At 42.7% G+C, this 21,969-nt stretch carries 18 protein-coding genes and 1 other RNA gene; 3 read left to right on the forward strand and 16 right to left on the reverse strand.

Annotated features, from left to right (window positions below; all coding sequences use genetic code 11):
- Nucleotides 1-144 precede the first annotated feature (144 nt).
- Nucleotides 145-1,620 (forward strand): nicotinate phosphoribosyltransferase, encoded by a 1,476-nt coding sequence (locus tag G586_RS0111780; protein WP_026527916.1) that lies wholly within the window; start codon nucleotides 145-147, stop codon nucleotides 1,618-1,620.
- Nucleotides 1,621-1,859: 239 nt separating this feature from the next.
- A complete protein-coding gene (locus G586_RS0111785) occupies nucleotides 1,860-2,216 on the forward strand; it encodes an endonuclease domain-containing protein (RefSeq protein ID WP_026527917.1) in 357 nt (118 codons plus the stop codon).
- 170 nt (nucleotides 2,217-2,386) lie between these two features.
- Here the strand turns inward: G586_RS0111785 and G586_RS0111790 are convergent, their stop codons facing one another.
- The gene (locus tag G586_RS0111790) at nucleotides 2,387-3,364 is read right to left on the reverse strand and encodes a glycoside hydrolase family 43 protein (protein WP_026527918.1); all 978 of its coding nucleotides are present in this window, start codon (nucleotides 3,362-3,364) and stop codon (nucleotides 2,387-2,389) included.
- Between the two features lie 403 nt (nucleotides 3,365-3,767).
- Here G586_RS0111790 and G586_RS0111795 point away from each other — a divergent pair, with 403 nt between their 5' ends.
- A complete protein-coding gene (locus tag G586_RS0111795) occupies nucleotides 3,768-4,643 on the forward strand; it encodes an AraC family transcriptional regulator (protein ID WP_026527919.1) in 876 nt (291 codons plus the stop codon).
- Nucleotides 4,644-4,714: 71 nt separating this feature from the next.
- On the opposite strand, the gene ffs is transcribed toward G586_RS0111795, so the two are convergent.
- The 15 genes from ffs to G586_RS0111870 all read right to left on the reverse strand — a co-directional run bounded on the left by ffs (nucleotide 4,715) and on the right by G586_RS0111870 (nucleotide 21,969).
- Nucleotides 4,715-4,814, reverse strand: an RNA gene (gene ffs, locus G586_RS25635) — signal recognition particle sRNA small type.
- Between the two features lie 145 nt (nucleotides 4,815-4,959).
- The gene (locus G586_RS0111800) at nucleotides 4,960-5,733 is read right to left on the reverse strand and encodes a response regulator transcription factor (RefSeq protein WP_026527920.1); all 774 of its coding nucleotides are present in this window, start codon (nucleotides 5,731-5,733) and stop codon (nucleotides 4,960-4,962) included.
- A 72-nt stretch (nucleotides 5,734-5,805) separates the two neighbouring features.
- Nucleotides 5,806-7,575 (reverse strand): cache domain-containing sensor histidine kinase, encoded by a 1,770-nt coding sequence (locus G586_RS0111805; protein ID WP_026527921.1) that lies wholly within the window; start codon nucleotides 7,573-7,575, stop codon nucleotides 5,806-5,808.
- A 239-nt stretch (nucleotides 7,576-7,814) separates the two neighbouring features.
- Nucleotides 7,815-8,696 (reverse strand): carbohydrate ABC transporter permease, encoded by an 882-nt coding sequence (locus tag G586_RS0111810; RefSeq protein WP_051204757.1) that lies wholly within the window; start codon nucleotides 8,694-8,696, stop codon nucleotides 7,815-7,817.
- A gap of 1 nt (nucleotide 8,697) precedes the next feature.
- On the reverse strand, nucleotides 8,698-9,585 hold the full coding sequence (locus G586_RS0111815) for a carbohydrate ABC transporter permease (RefSeq protein WP_026527923.1): 888 nt from the start codon (nucleotides 9,583-9,585) through the stop codon (nucleotides 8,698-8,700).
- Nucleotides 9,586-9,685: 100 nt separating this feature from the next.
- Complete coding sequence (locus G586_RS0111820) at nucleotides 9,686-11,092, reverse strand: ABC transporter substrate-binding protein (protein ID WP_155834119.1); 1,407 nt, start codon at nucleotides 11,090-11,092, stop codon at nucleotides 9,686-9,688.
- Between the two features lie 148 nt (nucleotides 11,093-11,240).
- Nucleotides 11,241-11,813 carry a hypothetical protein gene (locus tag G586_RS0111825; protein WP_026527925.1) on the reverse strand — a complete coding sequence of 191 codons (573 nt, stop codon included), beginning with the start codon at nucleotides 11,811-11,813 and terminating at the stop codon, nucleotides 11,241-11,243.
- A gap of 211 nt (nucleotides 11,814-12,024) precedes the next feature.
- Entirely contained in the window at nucleotides 12,025-13,134 is a 1,110-nt protein-coding gene (locus G586_RS0111830) for a radical SAM protein (RefSeq protein ID WP_051204758.1), read from the reverse strand.
- A gap of 39 nt (nucleotides 13,135-13,173) precedes the next feature.
- Nucleotides 13,174-13,722, reverse strand: coding sequence for a tRNA adenosine(34) deaminase TadA (gene tadA, locus G586_RS0111835; RefSeq protein ID WP_026527927.1), 549 nt, complete (start codon nucleotides 13,720-13,722; stop codon nucleotides 13,174-13,176).
- 75 nt (nucleotides 13,723-13,797) lie between these two features.
- Nucleotides 13,798-14,889, reverse strand: coding sequence for a PucR family transcriptional regulator (locus G586_RS0111840; RefSeq protein ID WP_026527928.1), 1,092 nt, complete (start codon nucleotides 14,887-14,889; stop codon nucleotides 13,798-13,800).
- A gap of 86 nt (nucleotides 14,890-14,975) precedes the next feature.
- Nucleotides 14,976-16,421, reverse strand: a complete 1,446-nt coding sequence (locus tag G586_RS24995) for an Ig-like domain-containing protein (RefSeq protein ID WP_051204759.1) — start codon at nucleotides 16,419-16,421, stop codon at nucleotides 14,976-14,978.
- 121 nt (nucleotides 16,422-16,542) lie between these two features.
- Nucleotides 16,543-17,652: an ABC transporter ATP-binding protein gene (locus G586_RS0111850; protein WP_026527929.1), complete on the reverse strand. Its 1,110-nt coding sequence runs from the start codon at nucleotides 17,650-17,652 to the stop codon at nucleotides 16,543-16,545.
- 541 nt (nucleotides 17,653-18,193) lie between these two features.
- On the reverse strand, nucleotides 18,194-18,904 hold the full coding sequence (locus G586_RS22830; protein ID WP_051204760.1) for a YesL family protein: 711 nt from the start codon (nucleotides 18,902-18,904) through the stop codon (nucleotides 18,194-18,196).
- Between the two features lie 99 nt (nucleotides 18,905-19,003).
- Nucleotides 19,004-19,942, reverse strand: coding sequence for an alpha/beta fold hydrolase (locus G586_RS0111865; protein WP_026527931.1), 939 nt, complete (start codon nucleotides 19,940-19,942; stop codon nucleotides 19,004-19,006).
- Nucleotides 19,943-20,058: 116 nt separating this feature from the next.
- Nucleotides 20,059-21,969, reverse strand: coding sequence for a hypothetical protein (locus G586_RS0111870; RefSeq protein WP_026527932.1), 1,911 nt, complete (start codon nucleotides 21,967-21,969; stop codon nucleotides 20,059-20,061).

Genomic DNA, 21,969 nt, shown 5'->3' on the forward strand with positions numbered 1-21,969 from the left:
TATTATTTGTCAAAAAACAATCTCAGACCGCGTGATTCAAGGGTTTTAATTGGTTTAGTTTATGGTATTTCGATGACTTAATTTGTGGTATGATTGGTCATGGAATTGTTTTCCAAAAAAACTATATAAAAGAAGGAATTTGGTATGGACAGACAAAATCTGACACTATTGACAGACCTGTACGAGCTTACCATGATGCAGGGCTACTTCAAAAACAAGTCCCAAAATGAAACCGTAATCTTTGACGCCTTTTTCAGAACTAATCCGTTTGGCGGCGGTTATTCAATCATGGCCGGACTTGAGCAGCTTATCAACTATATTAAGGAGCTGCACTTTGACGAGGAGGATATCGACTATCTCAGAAGCGTCGGAATCTTCGATGAAGATTTCCTCGATTATCTGCGTGACTTCAAGTTTAGCGGAGACATCTATTCCATTCCCGAAGGAACACTTATTTTCCCCAGAGAGCCTCTTGTTAAGGTTATTGCACCTATCATGGAAGCCCAGCTTATTGAGACAGCAATTTTAAATATCATAAATCACCAGTCACTTATCGCTACCAAGGCAGCAAGAATCTGCTATGCAGCTGAGGGTGACGGAATAATGGAATTCGGACTCAGAAGAGCGCAGGGTCCCGATGCGGGAACCTATGGCGCACGAGCTGCAGTTATCGGCGGCTGCGTAGGTACCAGTAACGTTCTTTGCGGTCAGCTCTTTGACATCCCTGTAAAGGGCACGCATGCTCACAGCTGGATCATGAGTTTCCCCGACGAGTACACAGCTTTCAAAACCTATGCAAAACTGTATCCTTCAGCTTGCATCCTTCTTGTTGACACATATGACACCTTAAAGTCAGGTGTACCCAACGCAATCCGCGTATTCAAAGAGATGAAAGAGGAGGGCATCGACCTTTCCTTCTACGGAATTCGTCTCGACAGTGGTGACCTTGCTTACCTCTCCAAGGAAGCAAGAAAGATGCTCGATGAAGCAGGCTTCCCTGATGCAGTTATCTCCGCATCCAACGACCTGGACGAGTACCTCATCTCATCACTTAAGACTCAGGGAGCAGCCATCACCTCATGGGGTGTCGGAACACACCTCATCACTGCTAAGGACAATCCGTCCTTCGGCGGCGTTTACAAGCTCGCTGCCATCAAGGGTGACGACGGTGAGTTTATCCCCAAGATCAAGCTCTCCGAGAATTCCGAGAAGATCACCAATCCCGGAAACAAGAAAATCTACCGCATTTATGAAAAGGCGACAGGCAAGCTTAAGGCCGATCTCATCTGCCTCGAGAATGAGACCTTTACAGAAGATAAGCAGCTCCTTCTCTTTGATCCCTTAGAACCCTGGAAGAAAACCCTTCTTCCCGCCGGCAGCTTTACTTTAAGAGAGATCATGGTTCCCATCTTCAAGAATGGTGAATGTGTCTACACATCACCTAAGACCATGGACATCCGTGAATACTGCCTCAAGGAGCAGGATACCCTCTGGGAGGAGACACGCCGTCTCTTCAATCCTCACGAGGTTCACGTAGACCTCTCCAGACGCCTCTATGACACCAAGATGAAGCTCCTGGACCAGATGAGCGGACTGGATATGACTAATGTAGAAAATTAAAAGGAAGCCAAGCGAGCAAACTCGCTTGGCTCTTAATTTACCCCATCCCAAAGGGATGGGGATTTATCACCTCCCCCTAGGATATACCCCAAATACCAATACATAAAATACTCACATGCCTTCCCCCTGGGGGGCGCAAATCGTCCGGGGGACGATTGCTCTGCGCCGACCGAAGCGGAGCGAAGACAAGGTGGCACGAAGTGCCGGATGAGGGGTCCAATTTTTCACAGGAGAACCACATGCCTCAAAACTATAATCCCAATCTCAAAAAATATTCTCAAAGCCTTCGAAAGAATATGACAAAGGAAGAACGTCATTTATGGTATGACTTCTTAAAAACTCTTCCTCTTACTATAAATAGACAAAAATCTATAGGTCCTTACATTCTTGATTTTTACTGTGCAAAAACAAAAACCGGCATTGAACTTGATGGTTCACAACATTTTGAATCTAGCGGAATACAATCTGATAAAGAAAGAGATCAATATTTTAAAGAATTAGGAATACAGATTCTTAGATATTCAAATTTGGATATTAATAAAAATTTCGATGCTGTATGTGAAGATATAGCGAGGAAGTTGGGTGTGATAAAGTAGGTCTATTGTATAAAGGGCCCCTCATCCGGCGCTTCGCGCCACCTTCCCCCCAAGGGGAAGGCTTTAAGGCCGCATGGCCCGGTCTTGTCCGGGCCTTTAATTCAAGGTTGCGCCGCCAAGGCGCAATTACCTATTAAATAAAAGAAATGCGCCATAAAGGCGCATTTCTTTTACTTGTGATCATAAGGCTGTATTGTCTCAATAGTTCCATCCTCTGCGATGTTGAGCTTTGTATACTTCACGCAGCGGCGGTGGTTGATGCCACCTGACAGCTCGCAGTCATGGTAGAAGAGGTACCACTCACCATCAATCTCAAGAACAGAGTGATGTGTTGTCCATCCGATAACGGGCTCCATGATACGTCCCTTGTAGGTGAAAGGTCCGTACGGGTTATCGCTTTCTGCATAGCAGAGATAATGAGTTGTTCCTGTGGAGTATGAGAAGTAGTACTTACCATTAAACTTATACATCCAGGGATCCTCGAAGTATCTACGATCCTCATCACCGGCAAGAAGAACCTCACCGTTCTCGTCAAGAATCTTGACATCTCTGGGCTCTTCAGCAAAGGACTTCATATCTTCGCTCATAAGTGCAACCTTGGGGAATACTGCAGGCTCATCCTTAGCAGGCTCTGTGCCGTTGGGATCGAACTCACCGGTTCTGTACTTCTCAAGCTGACCTCCCCAGAGACCACCGAAGTATACATAAATCTTGCCATCATCATCCTTGAAAGAGCAGGGATCGATACTAAAGCTTCCCTCTATGCACTTCTCCTCAGGCTTGAAGGGGCCTTCTGGCTTATCACTCTCAGCGATTCCGAGTCTGAAATTACCTTCATGATCTCTTGCAGGGAAAACAAGATAATACTTTCCATTTGTATAAACTGCATCAGGAGCCCACATCTGGTCTCTTACCCACGGTACATCGTGCATACTCAGTGCCACACCATGGTCTGTAACGTCTCCGCCTAATTTATCCATAGAGAGGATGTGATAATCCTCCATCTGGTACTCATCACCGTTGTCATTGTCCTCTCCGTTGTGAGGAACATCGTGTGACGGATATACATAAATCCTTCCGTCAAACACGTGAGCCGAAGGGTCGGCTGTGAAAATATGTGTAACTAAGGGCTCTCTTTCTTTGCTCATTGCTTACTCCTTTAAAATTATTCTTCATATGGCGCACTTCGCCACCATTTTCTACAAGAAAGATTGTTTTGGCATTTCTTGATATTTCAATTATTGACCTTAATTACGATATCACAGACTGTGCTTTGATTTCTTTTCAATAGTTGTTACCTGCTTGTCAATAATTGCCTTAATTATTTAAGTTTCCTTGACCACAGCTTCAAATGCGGGCGTTCATCAATTAAATTTTTATGCATTTTCCACAACCGCCACACAGTGAAAAGCAATATTTGATACCTAAAGCGCAAGTTTTGATAGTTCAAAAGAGCACATTTTTGTAATAGAATAATCTCTATAATTAACAAATATTGCTAAAGCAATATTTGTTAATATCCTGTAATGATTGGGGGAGGGGAACGACCACATGATTGAAACATTAAACGGACTGGTCGAGACAGTTAACTTCAAGCAAAGTACTTCCATCAAACTTTATGATAATGATAAATACGAAGATTATCCGCCTCACTGGCATGCAGCAATAGAGATCATTATGCCCACGCGCAATCTCTACTACCTTCACTGCGCAGGGGAGGATATTGTACTAAGAGAGGGCGATATCATCATCGTTTGCCCGGGATGCATCCATTCCATCAAGGCTCCCGAGGAGGGCCAGCGCATAATTTTTCAGCCCGATACCACTGAGCTCAGATTCATGCACGAGGTCGAGGCACTTATAAACCTTATGTCTCCTTACATTGTCGTGACTCCCGAGGAATATCCTCAGATACATGGCAGAGCGAGAGACCTTCTTCTGGAGATTAATACGATTTATGAAAAGAACGGATCATTTTCAGAGGTTGATATCTACTGCAAACTCCTTGAGTTTTTATCTCTTATCGGGAAAAACTTCGTGAGCAGCAAGCGCACGGAAGACGTTTCTGAATATGCCCGTGGCGATGAGTACTTCGAGAAATTTATCGAAATTTGCGATTATCTTCAGGAGCACTGCTCCGAGGATCTTACCTTGGATGATATCGCTGACAGAAGCGGCTTTAGTAAATTCTACTTCTCAAGAAGATTTAAGCAGTTTACCAATGTCTCCTTCTACAAGTACGTTAATCAGAAGCGTATTGCCAAGGCTGAGACTTACCTTATGGATCCCCGCAATTCGGTCACAGATGTGGCGCTAAACTGCGGCTTCCCGTCACTGTCTTCGTTCATTAGAATGTTCAAGATAATCAAGGGATGTACACCTACAGAATTCAGAAACATGTATTGGTGTGGAAACAACGCAACCTGAGCATCAACCCACAGGCCGTTTATCATGACGAATAATAATGAATAACGGTCTTGTAAAGGATACACGCAGGGCGGAACTAGGCGACCTTACAACACATGAGAGATTCCGCTTAGTGCTGCTTCGTTCCCGACCTGACACGGTTCGCAGGCTCTCATTGCATAAGACCCAATCCCGCACGAGCATGCACCCGTTACAAGACCGTCATTTATCAATAATAAGCATATGATGCTACATTGTCAACTTTTGTTTTATTGAGCTATTCTGACCTCCCTCGGTAAAAATCCGTCAGAATAGCTCTTTTCCTTTATTTGTCATCTCATGAACTCTTCTGGCATTTTTCCAAAACATAATCCGAATAGCTCATTCCAACATACTTTTTAAAACAGCGTCCGAAATAATTAGGATCAGGAATCCCGACCTCTGCTGCCGTCTGATACATTTTATATCCAAGTCCCGCATATTTTATGGCTTTTTTCATGCGCAGGTCAGTTAAATACTTCGCAAAATTCTTCCCTGTATCCTGCTTGAATTTGCGGGACAGATAGCTTGCACTAAAGCCAAAATTCTGGGCGACAAAAGCAAGATTAAGCTTCGGATCCGTGATATTATCATGCACATACTTCTTGATAAGCTCAGTGGAATCTGCTTCTCCAACCGCAAAATCCGCATCATCACCGGAAAATTCTTCATCAAAATCAGACGCTGACGGAAGCATATTATCAAGCTTTTCCTTTGCTCTCTCAAGAACCTTGGTCACCTCTGCGCGCACCATAGGCTTTAACATGTAGTCAAAAACCGGCAGGCTGACACATTTTCTCGCATATTCAAACTGATCCAAAGCCGTCATTATGATGATAATAAGATTGGGATACCTCTCGGTAGCCGTCTCCGTGAACTCAATTCCATTCATGAAAGGCATTGAAATATCAACAAAAGCAATATCCGGCTTTAAATCATCAATAATATTTATTGCCTCTATTCCGCTGGCAGCCTCACCCACGACCTCCATATCGAGGCTCTTATAATCAATTGCTGCTCTCATAAGTTTTCTTGCCGACTCTTCGTCGTCAATAATCATAACCCTATACATAACTCTCCCCTATATCTCATATAAGCTGCCTATACCTTAAGCGCTTACCACCTTGAGCCTCTTTGGCTCTTTCTACGCACCGACGTGCATCATATCAGGAATAATGAACTCAACCTCCGTGTATTCGCCGATTTCACTTCGTATCCTGACCACGTCCTCTCTCCCGGTGTAATACCTCACTCTCTCTATTGTACCCCATAATCCGAAACTACTCGAGTTTTGCTCATATGTATTACTCTTCGATGTAAGGATCTTCTCAATCTGCTCTTGATCCATTCCGACTCCGGTATCCCTCACGATAAGATGCAGCTCACCATCCTCAAGTCTCGCCGTTATCTTAATTGTACCCTTTTCACCCTTCATTCGGATACCGTGATATATACAGTTTTCAACCATAGGCTGCAGAATCAGTTTAGGAACAATAAAGCTCTCGGTGTCCTCACTTATATCATACTCATCCTCAAGAATATCACCATACCTGAGCTTTTGCAGCGACAAATAATCCTTAACTATGCATATCTCCCTGGATAGTGGAATCTCCCTATCTCCCTTACTAAGGAAGTTTCTGTAAAAGCTACCCAACGTCTCCAGGGCATCGTGCACATTTCCGGCACCCGCATCAAGAGCCATGAATCCGATAGTCTCAATGGAATTATATAAAAAGTGCGGCTTTATCTGCTCCTGCAAAACGCGCATCTCAGCCTTCTGAAGGGTCTTCTCCTTTTCCACAAGCTCATCAAACAGCTCATTAACATGGTCTATCATGCTGTTGTAATCGCCCTCCAGCATATTGAATTCACTATACGGAACCTCAACATCTATCTTCTTAAGCTCTCCGGAGCGCTTGTTTCTCTCCATGGCACCGGATAGCTCAAAGATGGGATCTGTGATGTTTTCTCTTATGAAAATGGCAACAAATATCGCAAGTGCTGTGAAAACAACCAGGAGGAAAAGCAGAATATACAGCATTCTGAAGGGAATTCCCTCATTTCCATAAGGCGAAACGCGAAGAATCACTATGGGAAGCTCGCCAACCTTGCATCCTGACAAAAGGACATCCTCGCCCGAGAGCCTGATATTATGGTGTACAATTTTCGTTCCAAGGAATTCCTCGCCAAAATATTCTGCATAACTGCTGTTTCCCGCAAGAAAAGTTCCGTCACTTCCTAAAATACAGATATTATTATAACCAAGGCTGTTTAGCATATTCTGGAACACAGCCGTTGAAATATTCATCATCAAAAGGCCTGTTCTCTTCTGCGTATCTATATCATTTATTGCTCTTCCGATCGTGACAACTGACCTGCCATCTGCCTTCTCCGCAATCCCGCAGCTATTAAGGGACACAACCGCGCTTCCGCGTCCTTCATAGATTTCTCTGCTCCAGGAGTCAGTATTCATCAGCTCATAGTCGTAATTGTAGGTAAACCTGTTGGTGGCCACCATGATCATATCTTCCCTGAAGACCATTACAGAATCCACACCCTCAGTGGCATTTAAGATATCCATGATACCGTATCTGGCATCATTTATCATTCCTATATCCACCTTAGGCTCCTCGGCCCTTAGAAAATCGATAACCCTTGACTCAATCATTATGAGCCTGGACATAGAAGTATATTTTTCCATGTCAGAAACAATATTACTCGAAAGAGTCTTAAGGACATTGTCGGAATCTCTTATTCCATAATCACGCCGCTCTCTCTCAGTAATTATAGTTGTTGAAATTAGGAATGATGCGATTGCAACAAGAACCACTTCAAAGATCAGCTTCTTTAGACTTAAAGAAAGCGATACTTCTCCCCTATTCTTTTTTAAAAATCCCCAATTAAAGTGCCTCATACCTTTACCTCTTTAGCACCTTATTTTATCATGAAAAAAGACCTCTGAGTATAGAGGGCTTCTCCAACTATCATCATCTACCGTTTTCTTCTTTTCTAGTTAGTAATTCGTCTGAAAAATACGACAAAGGATGTGATGCACAGAGCACATCACATCCCAAGCCTAACAATTCATTTCATTAATATATTAACTCTACCACAAGATATTAAAGGAGATATCCGGCAGCAGAGCAATACTCATTAACCCTTAACCGCACCTGCGATGAAGCTTGCCTGAATCCTCTTAGAAAGGAACAGGTATGCGATCAATGTAGGGAATGTTGCGATAACAAGCGCAGCACCGATAGGTCCCCATTCTGTCGTATGCTGTCCTGAAAGAGCCTTGATACCTACAGGCAGAGTTCTGTGCGTGGAATCAGATATAAATACGTTTGCAAACATGAACTCATTCCAGCACTGAAGGTATGAATAAACACCTACAGTTGATACAGCCGGCTTCATAAGAGGCAGGATAATTCTGAAAAATGTACCGAATAATCCGCATCCATCAATTCTTGCAGCCTCATCAAGTGCATAAGGAATCTCTGACATGAAACCTGTGCAGATAAGGATTGCCATTGAAAGCGAGAATGCTGCGTAAGGAACAATAAGTGTTGAATACTTATTGAGCCAGTGAAGATTTGACAGCACTACATATACCGGTACGATTGATGCCTGGATCGGAATAGTCAGTCCAAGCATGAAAAATGCATTTGTGAGCTTTGCTCCCTTCCACTTGATTCTTGTGATCGCATAGCAAGCCATCATAGCTGACATTATTGAAATTGCAATCGCAATAGTGGTTACAAACAAGCTGTTAAAGAAATACAGGCCCATGTTTCCGGTTCCCATGGCTGTTGCGAAATTGGACCACAGCCACTCTTTCGGAAGGCCGATTACATTTGAACCAAAAATCTCGTCATTGGATTTTAATGCAAATGTAAACATGAAATATATAGGAAACAAATTAATGATAGCCCAGATAAAAAGAATAATATCCGAAAAAATCTTAAATGCCGGGTTTGTTTCCTTAAGTGTATAGCTTTCAGTTTCTACTGGTGCATTAGCTGTTAAACTTCCCATATCAATCTTCCTTTTCCCTAAATGCTGCACTGATCAAAAGCGCAAAAGCAAAGCACAGAATAATCAGCATGACAGAAATCGTACTTCCCATTCCGTATCTGTTTCTTAGGAACAGCATATTTTCCAAAAGGGTACTGGGTACCTCTGTGGACTGGAACGGGCCACCCTCAGTAAGGATTCTTACAAGGTCATAGGTCTTAAGTGAACCTGTTACCGCAAAGATAACACTTACTCTTATGATGGGCTTAATGATCGGAATTACCACGTATCTATCGACCTGCCACTTTGTAGCACCATCGAGCATTGCTGCCTCTCGAAGATCCGTATCAACGCCCTTAACTCCTGCATACATGAGCAGCATATGATATCCAACGTACTGCCAGACTGTAGGAACTATGATACTACCAAGAGCAGTTTTTACATCTCCGACCCAGACATGCTTTAAATTACCCATATTTACTGCATCGAGGAATCTGTTCAAAAGACCGTAATCCGGGTTGTAGATTTTAAGCCAAAGCTGACCGATAACTACAGTTGAAATCAGAACCGGCATAAAGAATATGGATAAGTATACTCTCTCTTTAAGGCTCTCCCTTCTTCCAAGAAGAAGCGCCAACAAAAGCGCAAAGGGGAGCTGAACAAAAACTGAGAAAAATGCCAGAATTAGCGAGTTTTTAAGTGATGTCATAAACTTGATCGAGCCATTGGTAAACAACTCGATGTAATTGTTAAAACCAATAAATGTACCCTCGGAAAATCCATTCCAATCGTACATACTTCTATAAACCGACATCGCGATAGGTGCGATAAGAATGCTCACGAACAGGAGCAATCCCGGAAGAAGAAATATAAAAATTGCGAAACCCTTTTTAAAACTTTCTTTTTTCATACACTAACCTTCCCAGAAAAAATTGATCCTCCCTGCCTTCCAATATTCTTCAGAAGTCAGGAAGGACCAATTAAAGTCTAATCCGACTTAATACTTTTTATTACTGGATATCCTTAGCAAGACCTTCAATGAACTGCTTACCATCGAGGAGGCAACCATAAACCTGATCTACATATGAAAGATATGTGTTAGCAGAATCAGCTGTCATAGCTGTATCACCAAAGAGTACCATTGTGTCTGCATTAGCAACGATGCCTGCAACTGTCTGTGTAAGCTCGTTTACAGAACTTGTGTCGCCATAAGGTGTCCATGCAGGAAGTCCGCAACCATCAAGGTAACCATAGTGGCAGATAAGCTTACCAAGCTCGAATGCATACTCAGCAGCTTCCTCAGCGTGCTCAGAAGATGCAGCAACAGCAAGTGTATCTGAAGGTCCACCGATGAGCTGTCCAAGCTTAGCCTTGTCAGCATTGATTACAGGGAACTCACTAACCTTAACCTTGTCCTTGAAATCTTCGTTAGCAGCGAAGTCTGCACAGTTCCATGTTCCGTTCATGTAGAATGCATACTTGCCAGCCATGAAGTTGTTCTTAACTTCGTCGTTTGTAAGACCGATTCCTGAAGGATCGAAGTAACCATTGTTTACAAGACCCTGGAATGTATCTACAGCATCAGCAACGTCCTGGTTATCCCAAGTAGCCTTACCAGCGAAGATCTCGTTAAGTGTATCAGCGCCTGCGCTCTTCTCGATAACAGACTCAAGATACTCAGTTACACACCATGTCTCTTTACCAGCACATCCGAAAGGAATGATGCCTTTTTCCTTAAGAGCGTCACAGCAAGCGATGAACTCGTCATATGTTCCGGGAATCTCATCGTAGCCAGCTTCCTTAAGAAGATCCATGTTTGCGAAAAGACCAACGATGTTCATTGTAAGCGGCACACCGTAGTGCTTTCCATCATAAGTTGAGTTGCCCATCATAACTTCAGGGAGCTCACTCTTGTAGTTCTCATAAGCATCGTCAAGGCAGTAAACCTTACCAGCCTCTACGAAATCACCAAGGAATGCGCATGACCATGTAAAGAAGATGTCAGGCATTTCGTTAGCGGATACAGCAGCCTTAATCTTTGTCTTGTAAGACTGGTTCTCAAATGCTTCCCATGTAAATGTAACATTGGGATACTTCTCAGCCATATCTGCGATAGCAGCTTCATAAGAATGACGGTTTGAGTCAGACTCAGTTGCGATACACCACATGTTCAGTGAGATAGGCTCTCCATCTGTAGCAGCTACTTCCTCGGTAGCTTCCTCTGTGGTCTCTGCTGTGTCAGCAGTCTCTTCTGCAGCAGCTTCCTCTGTGCTAGCTTCTTCTGTGCTAGCCTCTGCAGCAGGTGCTTCCTCAGCTGTTGTGTCTGCTGCCGGTGCTGCACTTCCCCCGCCGCACCCTACGAGTGAAAATGTCATTACACTCGCAAGCAGCAATGATGCAATACGCTTTACTTTCATAACATACCTCTCCTTTTCTCTTTGGGCAGTTTCCTGCCAATTGATAGAATTTATCTCAAGCACCCCTCCTGTGAAATATATCCCCCTTCACATTTCACGATGCCATTGACCAATATGAAAAACCCCTATTCACGTATTGTGCATTTTATCAATTTTGCTCTGTCTTAGTCATAGGCCAGGGATAATCAACTGTGAGCTCATCCCCGTTAAGTGTGTAATAAAGAAACGCATCCTCTATCGGATCGTTATACATAAGCCTGATACATGACTTCTCATCATCTACGCTGTAATGACCGAAGAAAATTCCTTCTTCACTGAACTCTCCCTCGGGAGTAAACACATAGGACCAACCATTATCCTGAACCCAGGTTCCGATTATGCTTTCTCCATCGCCATTGTTTTCAGTTTCTGCATTTTCAGCACTTTTATCAAGCTTATAGGTTGATTTCTCGTAAAGTGTCATCCCTTCGCCATTCATTTCATAACGAAGCTTTAGCTCATTCTTCGACTTATCTGTCAGAGTGATCCATGAATCATCCTTGGTATATGTATAATTCTCACCCTTGAAAACCGCCTTGCCGTTGTCATAAAGCGCAATGGTTTCTTTATCCGGCTCATGTGTATATGCCCAGCTCTCAATTTTCTTACTTCCACATCCTGTCGGAAGAATCAAAAGAGCCGTAATTGCAATTATTAAAAAAGAATTATTTACTTTCTTCATGCTTTTTGCCTTCTTTGTATCAATTCTAAAATAACTATAAACTCATCTTTGTATATATTGAATGTAAATCTTTTACCTCATTAAGCACATTTTTTACTTTTTGTACACAAACTGTTCATAAATCGGAAAAGCTTTGTGCATATTTTTCCATTATATGCACAAAGCTCTATTTCATTGTTTAATCCTATGTAAACACTGTTTTCCGCTGTTATTAAATACCCTCAAAATCAAATTTGGGAATGAAGCTCTCGGAGTCTGTTCCCTCTCCCTGAAAAAAACCATTTTCAAGCCCAAGGTCAATTGCATAATCAATGAGAGCTTCATAGTCATCCGGATCAACAGGCGCAAGGAGCTCCGGAAAACCACTAAGATCACCATGAGGCGTAAACTGGTTCATAATACTGAGATATACCTTATCCCCAAAAGTGCGGACAACTTCCTCAACAACCTTCTTGGAATCTTCAAGCTGTCCCGGGAGCATGAGGTGACGAACTATGACACCCTTTTTCATGAGAGGGCCCGCGTAGTCATCCTCTGCTTCTGACATGAGGTCGTTGTACATATCAGCAGTCAAGATTCTATCGGTATAATCATCTTCTCTGCAATTATGATAAATAGTTCTCTCACCATCACTTTCTGGTCTAGCATAATCTCCTATAATAATCCCCAGACTATTCTCTCTCCCAAATGATGGCCTTTTATGTACGCTTTCAACGAAGATCGGCTCGCCAACCTGTCTAATCATCTCACCTATAGCATCCATAGACACTTTAAAATACCCGGGAGCCTTGCTGTATCTCACCGCAAGCTCGTCGGAATAATACTTACAATCAGGAAGATAGATATCCACAAGTCCCTCCAGCGCCTTAAGCGTCTCAACATTCTCATAAGCACTGGTGTTATAGACAATCGGAATTCTAAGCCCCTGCTGCCTTGCGCCTTCGATAGCCGGAATGATCAATGGCACAAAATGAGTCGGCGTCACCAGATTTATATTGGATGCCTTCTTTTCCTGCAATTCAAGAAAAATCTCCGAAAGCCTCTCGGTAGAAATTTCTTTTTTTACATCACCGGATGCAATCTCTGCATTTTGACAGAACACGCACCTCATATTACAGCCCGAAAAAAACACGGTCCCCGAACCGTGTTCTCCGGATATGCATGGTTCCTCCCATGCATGAAGATAGGCCCTTGCTGCTGTCAGCTTCGCACCTTGCCCGCAGTAGCCCTTTTCTCCCGCAATTCGATTAACTCCGCAACTCCGTGGGCAAATCTTACAATTCTCAAACACCTTATCCCCAAAACGTTCCTCAATAAGCATCCATCAATTCTCCAACTCTATTTAAACAGAAAGCCTTCCTCAATTTGCTTCCTCGTTTGCCTCAGCAAGCTTTCTTGCTTCCTTCTCGGCCTTATTCCTCTTCCTAAGTTCAGTAAAAAACTCCTTCAAGATATCACTGCACTCCTGTTCCAAGACTCCCTTAGTCAGGCTCACCTGATGGTTGAATTCAGGATTCTCAAGGATATTTATGACTGTTCCGGCACTTCCGGCCTTGGGACTTAATGCTCCCATGACCACTCTTGGGATTCTTGACTGAACAATGGCACCGGCACACATCTGGCATGGTTCAAGCGTCACGTACATTGTGCACTCCTCAAGCCTCCAGTCACCCATTTTCTTACAAGCCTTCTTAATAGCTGTGATCTCTGCATGGCAAAGCACGGATTTATCTGTGTTTCTGCGGTTGTAACCTCTTCCGATAATCTTACCTTCATAGACAATCACGCAGCCTATAGGAACTTCACCCAGTTCAATCGCCTTGCGCGCCTGCTTAAGTGCCGCCCGCATATACTTTTCATCAAGCTTTTCCTCGTCTGTTTTTACTTTTAACTCGGGATATTTACTCATACAAACATTCCTTTAACGCGCAAACAGGCGGGCTCTGCTATCCAAGTCCGCCTGTCTTGTACAAATTCTTATTATTTAAAATCTGTTGGAATCAACATACTTCATATAATTCAGAACCATCAGCGCAATCTTAAAGGTAAGCGCCTCATCGAAGGTCCTGATATCAAGTCCTGTCGCCTTCTGCAGCTTCTCAATTCTGTACACTAGAGTATTTCTGTGAACAAACAGCTGCCTTGATGTCTCTGATACATTCAGGTTATTCTCGAAGAACTTGCTTATGGTATTAAGCGTCTCCTCATCAAGATTCTCTGGAATCTCGCGATCTCCGAAAATCTCATCAATGAAAATCCTGCACAGATTTATAGGAAGCTGATAAATCAGACGACCGATTCCAAGAGTATTGTAGGCAATGACATGTTTTTCAGCGTAAAAAATCTTGCCGACATCAAGGGCCATCTTCGCTTCCTTGTAGGATTTACTAAGATCCTTGATCTCACCAACGATTGTTCCGAAGGAAACTCTCGCATCCAGCATAGCCTCTGTATTCATCATTGAAGCGATAGTTGTGGCAATATCCTCGATGTCACTGTAGGACTCACCTGACTTAAGCGCTTTTATCAAAATCACACTGGTCTCATCCACCGCGGTAACATAATCGCCAGTCTGTGAAGTGTACATACTGCCAAGAAGCTCTGCTGCTCCGCTGTCACGGCCTGCCTTCGTCTCAACAAGGATAATAACTCTGGGAACATTTACATCAATTCTCAGCTTTTTAGCACGGTTATAAATATCGATCAGCAAGAGGTTATCAAGAAGCAGATTCTGGAAAAAGTTATTCCTGTCATATCGCTCTTTATATGCGACAATAAGATTCTGCAACTGACTTACACAGATTTTTCCAACCATGTATGCGTCTTCGCCCTGCCCCTTGGCAAGGAGGATATATGCAAGCTCGCCCTCATCCATGATCTTAAGTAGATGCATTCCGCCAATAACCTGGGAATCCACCTGTGAAGCTGCAAAATCCGAAATAAAGCTTCCGTCAAAGCCCGGCGCCTCTGCGGTTGCAGCCACAACCTTACCCTTTAAATCCATAACGCTCAGCTGAACTCTGGTAATTGCACTCAGCTCGTCTATACTATTCTGAATAATCTGTGCTGTTATCATAACTGCCTTCCTGTTCCTCAAAAATAATTTTTAGATTATATGACAATTCTAAAATACTTTCGGACAGTTTTCAATTATCCTTCAAATTACTTAACCTTTGCCTTTTTAACCTTACTCCACTTGCCAACGTATCCGTTGCTGTCGAGAGCTCTTACGCGAATGTATACTCTGCCGGATTTCTTATACTTAACAGTAATCTTAGTCTTACTTCCCTTAACAATCTTGACCATCTTATTCTTGTTCTTACTAAAATCTCTGTCAGAAGAAACTTGAATCTCATATTTCTTTGCATTAGGCTGCTTTTTCCACTTGATTGTAAGCTTTTTCTTTCCGGAAGCTTTGACACTAAGATCATTTATCTGCTTAACAACCGTTGAAGGAGTCTCAACTGCTGTACCATTGTTGTTACCTGAGCCAACACCGTTTTCATTTGTATTACTTGTAGTTGAATCCGTATTAACTCTTGGCGGAGCAGTAACCTTAATCTGAATAGTACCAAAATTGTTACTTCCATCAATAGCAGAAGCCTTGATAGTAGCTGTACCTTCTGAAAGGCCTGTTACAAGTCCGTTTTCATTTACAATAGCAACCGACTGATTATCTGAGGTCCAGGAAAGTCTCTTATCTGTAGCATCTGACGGAAGAATTGTTGCAGTCAGCTGAATAGTATTTCCAATTTCAACCGATGATATTGTACTGGTCACAAAAACACCTGTAACCGGTTTCGGAGCTGCCTGCCACTTGATTGTATACTTTCCCGTTTGATTATTATAAGGAGAGATCCTAATATAATTCACTCCGGCCTTCATATTTACATCTATATATGCTGTTTTGGGATCACTCGCACTGGCATTCCAAAAACGAAACGAACCTGAACTCTGGAAATCACTGTCCCAAGTAGAAAAGTTCAAATCCTGTGTCATTGTAATGCATGTTACTCTGACTGTCATATCTCTGGGAGCTGTGAACTTGTAAAAATCAATCTGATCCTGAGCCGACATAAATCCTGTAACTGCCGCATTCTCGGCTATTGGCATCGCATTATCAAAAGCATTATTGGGCTCAGTCTCATTATTATTTGCAGCAGTAAAGCTTGCCTTTATTCTATACTTACCATTAGAATTCCAGCGTTCTCCTACTACTATTACATACTGACCGCTTTCTAATGCCAGCTCCATTGAATCTGTTCCAGGACTACTATCAGCACCAGATACACCCTTCCAGCCATAGCTTTCGGTTTGGTCATAATTCTTGATTTCAAAATATGAATTAAAAGTGTTTACGCCATCCATAGCACCCTGTGCCTGAAAAACCACCTTTAACCACCCCGGCTGCGTGAGTGTTACTGAATAGAAACGCGTTGTACCGGCTTCAGGTATACTCCCTCCCAAAAATTGATCATTTATCGGAAGGGTAATAATGTCATCCTCCGCATTTACGGTAGCCATTTCCCCAAGACTACCAACCGGCATTGCAACAGTAAGTGCGGCAGCCAAAATTCCCGCCAATAATTTCTTAAAAACTTTTTTCATCTCTCATTCCCTCTTTTATTTTTTCACACTCTGCATTATACACTTGCAATAATGCCTTAAATAAAATGTGGAAGCCTCAAAATTAGGCTTCCACTTTAATAACTTAATTATAAATTCCAGATTAGTTAGTGATAACCTTCTCTGTCTCTTTATCAAAGATGTGAATCTTCTCAACGTCAAATGCGAACTTAACCTTATCGCCAGGACGAGCTGTTGTACGAGAATCAACTCGAGCTGTTACAGGGAATCCTGCAAGATCGAAGTACAGATAAACTTCTGCACCAAGAAGCTCGTATACGTTGATTGTTGACTCAAATACAGCCTTTGATGTGCTAACAACCATCTCAGAATCATCAACGTCCTCAGGACGGATACCGAATGTAACTGTCTTGCCAGCATAGCCGCCATCGATAACCTTCTTAGCCTTAGCCGGAGGAAGCTCGATTGACTGACCTGCGATCTTGAGGCAAGCCTTATCGCCGGATACCTCAACTTCAGCATCAAGGAAGTTCATCTGAGGTGATCCCATGAATCCAGCAACGAAAAGGTTTGTAGGCTTGTCATAGAGGTTCTGAGGTGTATCAACCTGCTGAACAACACCGTCCTTCATAACTACGATTCTTGTACCAAGTGTCATAGCCTCTGTCTGATCGTGTGTAACGTAGATGATTGTGGTACCAAGTCTCTGGTGGAGCTTAGCGATCTCAGTTCTCATCTGAACACGGAGCTTAGCATCAAGGTTTGAAAGAGGCTCATCCATAAGGAATACCTTAGGATTACGAACGATAGCACGACCCATAGCAACACGCTGTCTCTGACCACCGGAAAGAGCCTTCGGCTTACGATCAAGAAGGTTTGTAAGATCAAGGATCTTAGCTGCATCCTTAACCATCTTGTCGATCTCAGCCTTCGGAACCTTACGAAGCTTAAGGCCGAATGCCATGTTATCATAAACTGTCATATGAGGATACAGAGCGTAGTTCTGGAATACCATTGCGATATCTCTGTCCTTAGGCTCTACATCGTTAACTACGCGATCACCGATCTTAAGTGTACCTGAAGAAATATCTTCAAGACCTGCGATCATACGAAGTGTTGTTGACTTACCACATCCTGAAGGTCCAACGAAGATGATGAACTCCTTGTCCTGAATATCAAGATTGAAATTCTTAACAGCTTCGAACCCGTTAGGATAAACTTTGCATACATTTTCAAGTGTTAAACTTGCCATTTCCTTTGTCCTCCTCTGTGCAAATAACTAAGAGCGTCTCGCTCCTAACAAAGACAAGTATAGCCAAAGCGTTTTGCTTTGGCTATGCAACTATTATACAAAGATTTCAGTAATCGTTGTAAAAAATGCTATTTAATAATTTGTTTATAAATTCAAATGGAATTGTTGCACAAAGAAAATAAAATCTTATGTGCAAATTGCTCCCCTCATCCGGCACTTCGTGCCACCTTCCCCCCAAGGGGAAGGCTTTAACCAATAAGAAACTTCATATATAATATGCCTTTCCCCCAAAGGGAAGGCTTTAACCAATAAGAAACTTCATATATACTATGCCTTCCCCCTCTGGGGAAGGCTTTAACCCAATAAGAAACTTCATATATACTATGCCTTCCCCCCAAGGGGAAGGCTTTAACCAATAAGAAACTTCATATATACTATGCCTTCCCCCCAAAGGGAAGGCTTTAACCCAATAAGAGGACTTCATATATAATATGCCTTCCCCCTCTGGGGGAAGGTGGCAGCGAAGCTGCCGGATGAGGGCTTACTTCCTGTCCCTTGCCTCCTGCATCCTCTTAATCGCAGCCTGAAGCTCCTCATCGTCATCATCTGTGCGCACTTCCTCGTCAGGTGTCTCAACCTTGGGCTCGAAGCGCTTGAAAAGACCATCATATAAATATGCCATCAAATATGCCGGGCCTGTAAAGCCGAACATAATAAGAATCGGCACGATTTTTATATCAAAGAAGTAAATAAGTACAAGCGGAACGATTGAAATAACAGCCATGGCAACGGTTCTGGGCAGTCCTAATATTGCAAACATGCACGCATTTTTCAATGTATTCCCGATAGGATTGTCGAATCTGGACTGCAACGGGAAGATGTAAAGTGAAACCATGTAGAGAATCAGAGAAATTCCGAACATTACATATGTATAAACTGCCGGAAGTGCTCCGCCGTTTGCTCTTATCCATAAAAAGTCCACAACAATAACTGCAACGATAGCGAGCTGTATGATCCATAATACAGTAGCCTGCTTGAAGTTCAGCTTAAATGATTTCCAGAAGCCCTTAAGTACATAAGTCTCTTCATTTCTTACCATTTTCAGAAGCACATAGTGCATTCCGGTAAGGGCAGCGCCTCCTGTAAGCGGTACCATTACGAATAAAAGTACAGCCAGATTAAGTATCATAAGATCAGCTACTCTGTTAAGAGCCCTCATTAAAGGGCTATCAAGATCAAATAATTTTCCCATAAAAATAACTCCTTAAAAAACACAGGAAAGTAATTTCCTACTAATAAAAAAATGCCCAAGCATTACTATAGCATGCTTGGGCGAAAATTGTACATTATTTTATTGCTTAATTGTCTTCTTGATCCATTCAAGCTGATCATTAAAGACTTTTTCTCTTCCGATTTCCTGCTGAAGCTCGTGTCTCATTCCATCGTAGAGCTTGATTTCAAGATTCTGAAGTCCTACCTGATCCTTCCAGATTGAGTAGAGGTGCTCGACGCTCTTACCATACTCACCTACCGGATCTTCCTTACCTGCTGTAAGTAATATAGGAAGCTTCTTCGGAATATCATCCATCTTACCGATATCCTGAACTCTTGAGATAACCTCGAAGAGTGTCTCAAAACCATTTATTGTAAATACAAAGTTATCCTTGGGATCGCTCTCGTATTTCTTAACGCTCTCTTCATTGTGGGAGAGCCAGTCAAACTTTGTCTTGGGGCTTGAGATTCTGCTATTGTAAGCCTTGAACGCCATGTTGTTCATGAAGTTCGAGCGATGCTTCTCACCAAAGAAGGCACCGAGAACCGCACACATTGACTTGCCGGATTTGATTGTTCCGGGTGACTGCCAGCCTGTTCCCTGGATAATAGCACCCTGAATACCTGTACCATATCTTGTGAGATACTCTCTGGCTACAAATGAACCAAAGCTATGTCCCAAAAGGATTACGGGAAGTCCGGGATACTCTTCCTGTGTCATTTTCTTAAGTCTGTGGGCATCACGGAGGATAACCGTTGCAGGATCATTTTTACAAAAATATCCATATGGCACCTTAGTGGATACTGAATCGCCATGTCCAAGGTGGTCATTTCCGATTACCATGACTCCATTACTTGCCATGAAATTAGCGAATTCGTCATAGCGGTCAATGTATTCCTGCATACCGTGGATGATCTGCAAAATAGCTATAGGCTTCTCATCCGGAATCCATCTGATCGCATGAATAGTGGTCTCGCGGTCTCTAGATTTGTAAGTAAGTTCCTCTTTGCGTGCCATAATACCCCCTTATATGCATATACAATATACCTTCTTTCATCATTTTACCACAAAATCGCACCACGTATTCTTAAAAAATCGTAAAATTCTCTATTTTTTGTGAGTTTTCAGTCAATTCACATACTTTGCGCTATAATGTAAAATCTGTCACCATCAGGCATATCTGTAACAAGCACCAGGAAGCAGTCGCCAAGCTTAGCTTTATCCCCTATCTTCAGCATTCCTTCCTCTGAGCCACCCTTCTCAGTAAAGGATGTGATAACCTTAAATTCCTGACTTTCACCATCCTTATCCAATTTGATTATTGACTCATCCTTTATAGAAGCTTTATCTGAATATTTTAAAATTCCTGCAAACTCGCCGTTTCCATCAGTATTTCTTGCATAAATAATAATAGTAGAAAGGTCACCTGACACCTCATCTACAATTGAGGGAAGTCCATTCTTATCCTCATTTCCGTTAAAATCTCTATAGAGATACTCATCCATGCGCTCTTTGCAGAACATAACCATGCTATCGATATTAGCGTCGTCACTAGAAACAAGTCCATAGAAATCGGGATTTTCTTCCCTTAACTCGTCAAAGCTCATCTGAGTATAGTCAGGCTTATTATCTGCTTTACTAGTAGGCACTTCTACTTTTGTAACTAAACTTCCATGTCCCACTGTGGAGCTTCCGCCATCAACTGTGCTGTCATCTTTTCCTGAAATGCCTACTCCGGTATTGGTAACATCAACCTCAACCGTATTTGAAGAATCCAGACCTACACCCACATCTTCCTTCCTGGATGTAACTGTTCCCTTAACGTTCTTATCACCCTTTTGGGATGAGCCGGAACCTGACGCGTCCTCGTCCTTTGCAAGAGGAGCATCTACTTCATAATAAACCTTACCTGTATCCTTAGATGCAGATGAACTGCTACTTCCTGTACCAATGCCGGAACTGCTTCTGGAGCCAGTGCTAGTACCTGAACCAGAACCTGTACTAACACCGCTTCTGCTACTTGAACCACTTTCAGGAAGTTCCGGTATCAAGCTGTCCGGAATCCTTCTTGAAGTCGCATTCGAACTTGAAGAAGATGTTCTCTCGGTATCAGATGTTGAGCTCGTACCTGCAGAATTCTTTATAATATCCGATAAAGAACTGTTTCCGGATGAAGAACCTCTTGAAGATGAAGAAGAACTCTCACTATCCGATGCTGAACCATTCGAAGACGAAGATGTATTTTCAGAGCCGGAAGCAGTTGCACCTTCGCCGGAATCCTTTGTAGAAATTACCGGCAGTTTTCCCTCGGGCAATTTATCCTCTCCCTCAGTTGTCTCTCCGGTATTGGACTCATCAGCATCAGAAATAGAAAAACCTGTAGCAGCAATTTTCTCTACATAATCATCAAGCTCCTTGGTATGGTCAGGATCTACAGCCTCAGATTCCTCAGTTTGATCAGACTCTGTAGCCTTGGATTCTTCAGCATCATCAGAGCTCTCAGCAACTGTCGGATCACCCAAATCCCCATAATCAAGCGTACCATCAGCCCTAAGGACAGGTCTAAGGACCTTCTCAGTCTCAGAATTCGCTTCATTTGCAATCTCTTCATTTGAATTCACATCTTCTGAATCCAAATCTTCATCAGCCACCACAATCTGCTCAGCACCATCAGTAGCTTGTCCGGCATTTTCAGTAACCTCGCCCTCACCCTGCGTGCTACTAAGAACAGGTCGTTTTGAGGTGTTTTTCTTAAATATGTTTACACCTGCTATAGCTCCAATAAAGAGAAGAAGCGCAATGGCCACAGCCAGAATCGCCTTTTTTCTCTTTCCAAAGAGATTTTTAAACAATAAATCTATGTAGACAACAAGTGAAAACCAAATCTCATACAAAAACAGAGCCGCAACAAACACTGCGAACCCTGCCTTATTGGCAAGCCCCTGCCCGGATGCTGCCCTGCGAGCCTTGGAGACAAGACTATTCTTGGCTCCAAGCATCGCTACATGACTCATTTTCACTTCATCAAATGTATAATTCTGCAT

It is taken from the genome of Butyrivibrio sp. VCD2006 (genome assembly GCF_000423925.1).
GTDB lineage: Bacteria > Bacillota > Clostridia > Lachnospirales > Lachnospiraceae > Butyrivibrio.

Excerpts from the sequence above, each read along its gene's own strand:
- G586_RS0111780 (WP_026527916.1), top strand. The coding sequence starts at position 145 with ATGGACAGACAAAATCTGACACTATTGACAGACCTGTACGAGCTTACC.
- G586_RS0111785 (WP_026527917.1), top strand. The coding sequence starts at position 1,860 with ATGCCTCAAAACTATAATCCCAATCTCAAAAAATATTCTCAAAGCCTT.
- G586_RS0111790 (WP_026527918.1), bottom strand. The coding sequence starts at position 3,364 with ATGAGCAAAGAAAGAGAGCCCTTAGTTACACATATTTTCACAGCCGAC.
- G586_RS0111795 (WP_026527919.1), top strand. The coding sequence starts at position 3,768 with ATGATTGAAACATTAAACGGACTGGTCGAGACAGTTAACTTCAAGCAA.
- G586_RS0111800 (WP_026527920.1), bottom strand. The coding sequence starts at position 5,733 with ATGTATAGGGTTATGATTATTGACGACGAAGAGTCGGCAAGAAAACTT.
- G586_RS0111805 (WP_026527921.1), bottom strand. The coding sequence starts at position 7,575 with ATGAGGCACTTTAATTGGGGATTTTTAAAAAAGAATAGGGGAGAAGTA.
- G586_RS0111810 (WP_051204757.1), bottom strand. The coding sequence starts at position 8,696 with ATGGGAAGTTTAACAGCTAATGCACCAGTAGAAACTGAAAGCTATACA.
- G586_RS0111815 (WP_026527923.1), bottom strand. The coding sequence starts at position 9,585 with ATGAAAAAAGAAAGTTTTAAAAAGGGTTTCGCAATTTTTATATTTCTT.
- G586_RS0111820 (WP_155834119.1), bottom strand. The coding sequence starts at position 11,092 with ATGAAAGTAAAGCGTATTGCATCATTGCTGCTTGCGAGTGTAATGACA.
- G586_RS0111825 (WP_026527925.1), bottom strand. The coding sequence starts at position 11,813 with ATGAAGAAAGTAAATAATTCTTTTTTAATAATTGCAATTACGGCTCTT.
- G586_RS0111830 (WP_051204758.1), bottom strand. The coding sequence starts at position 13,134 with ATGCTTATTGAGGAACGTTTTGGGGATAAGGTGTTTGAGAATTGTAAG.
- tadA (WP_026527927.1), bottom strand. The coding sequence starts at position 13,722 with ATGAGTAAATATCCCGAGTTAAAAGTAAAAACAGACGAGGAAAAGCTT.
- G586_RS0111840 (WP_026527928.1), bottom strand. The coding sequence starts at position 14,889 with ATGATAACAGCACAGATTATTCAGAATAGTATAGACGAGCTGAGTGCA.
- G586_RS24995 (WP_051204759.1), bottom strand. The coding sequence starts at position 16,421 with ATGAAAAAAGTTTTTAAGAAATTATTGGCGGGAATTTTGGCTGCCGCA.
- G586_RS0111850 (WP_026527929.1), bottom strand. The coding sequence starts at position 17,652 with ATGGCAAGTTTAACACTTGAAAATGTATGCAAAGTTTATCCTAACGGG.
- G586_RS22830 (WP_051204760.1), bottom strand. The coding sequence starts at position 18,904 with ATGGGAAAATTATTTGATCTTGATAGCCCTTTAATGAGGGCTCTTAAC.
- G586_RS0111865 (WP_026527931.1), bottom strand. The coding sequence starts at position 19,942 with ATGGCACGCAAAGAGGAACTTACTTACAAATCTAGAGACCGCGAGACC.
- G586_RS0111870 (WP_026527932.1), bottom strand. The coding sequence starts at position 21,969 with ATGCAGAATTATACATTTGATGAAGTGAAAATGAGTCATGTAGCGATG.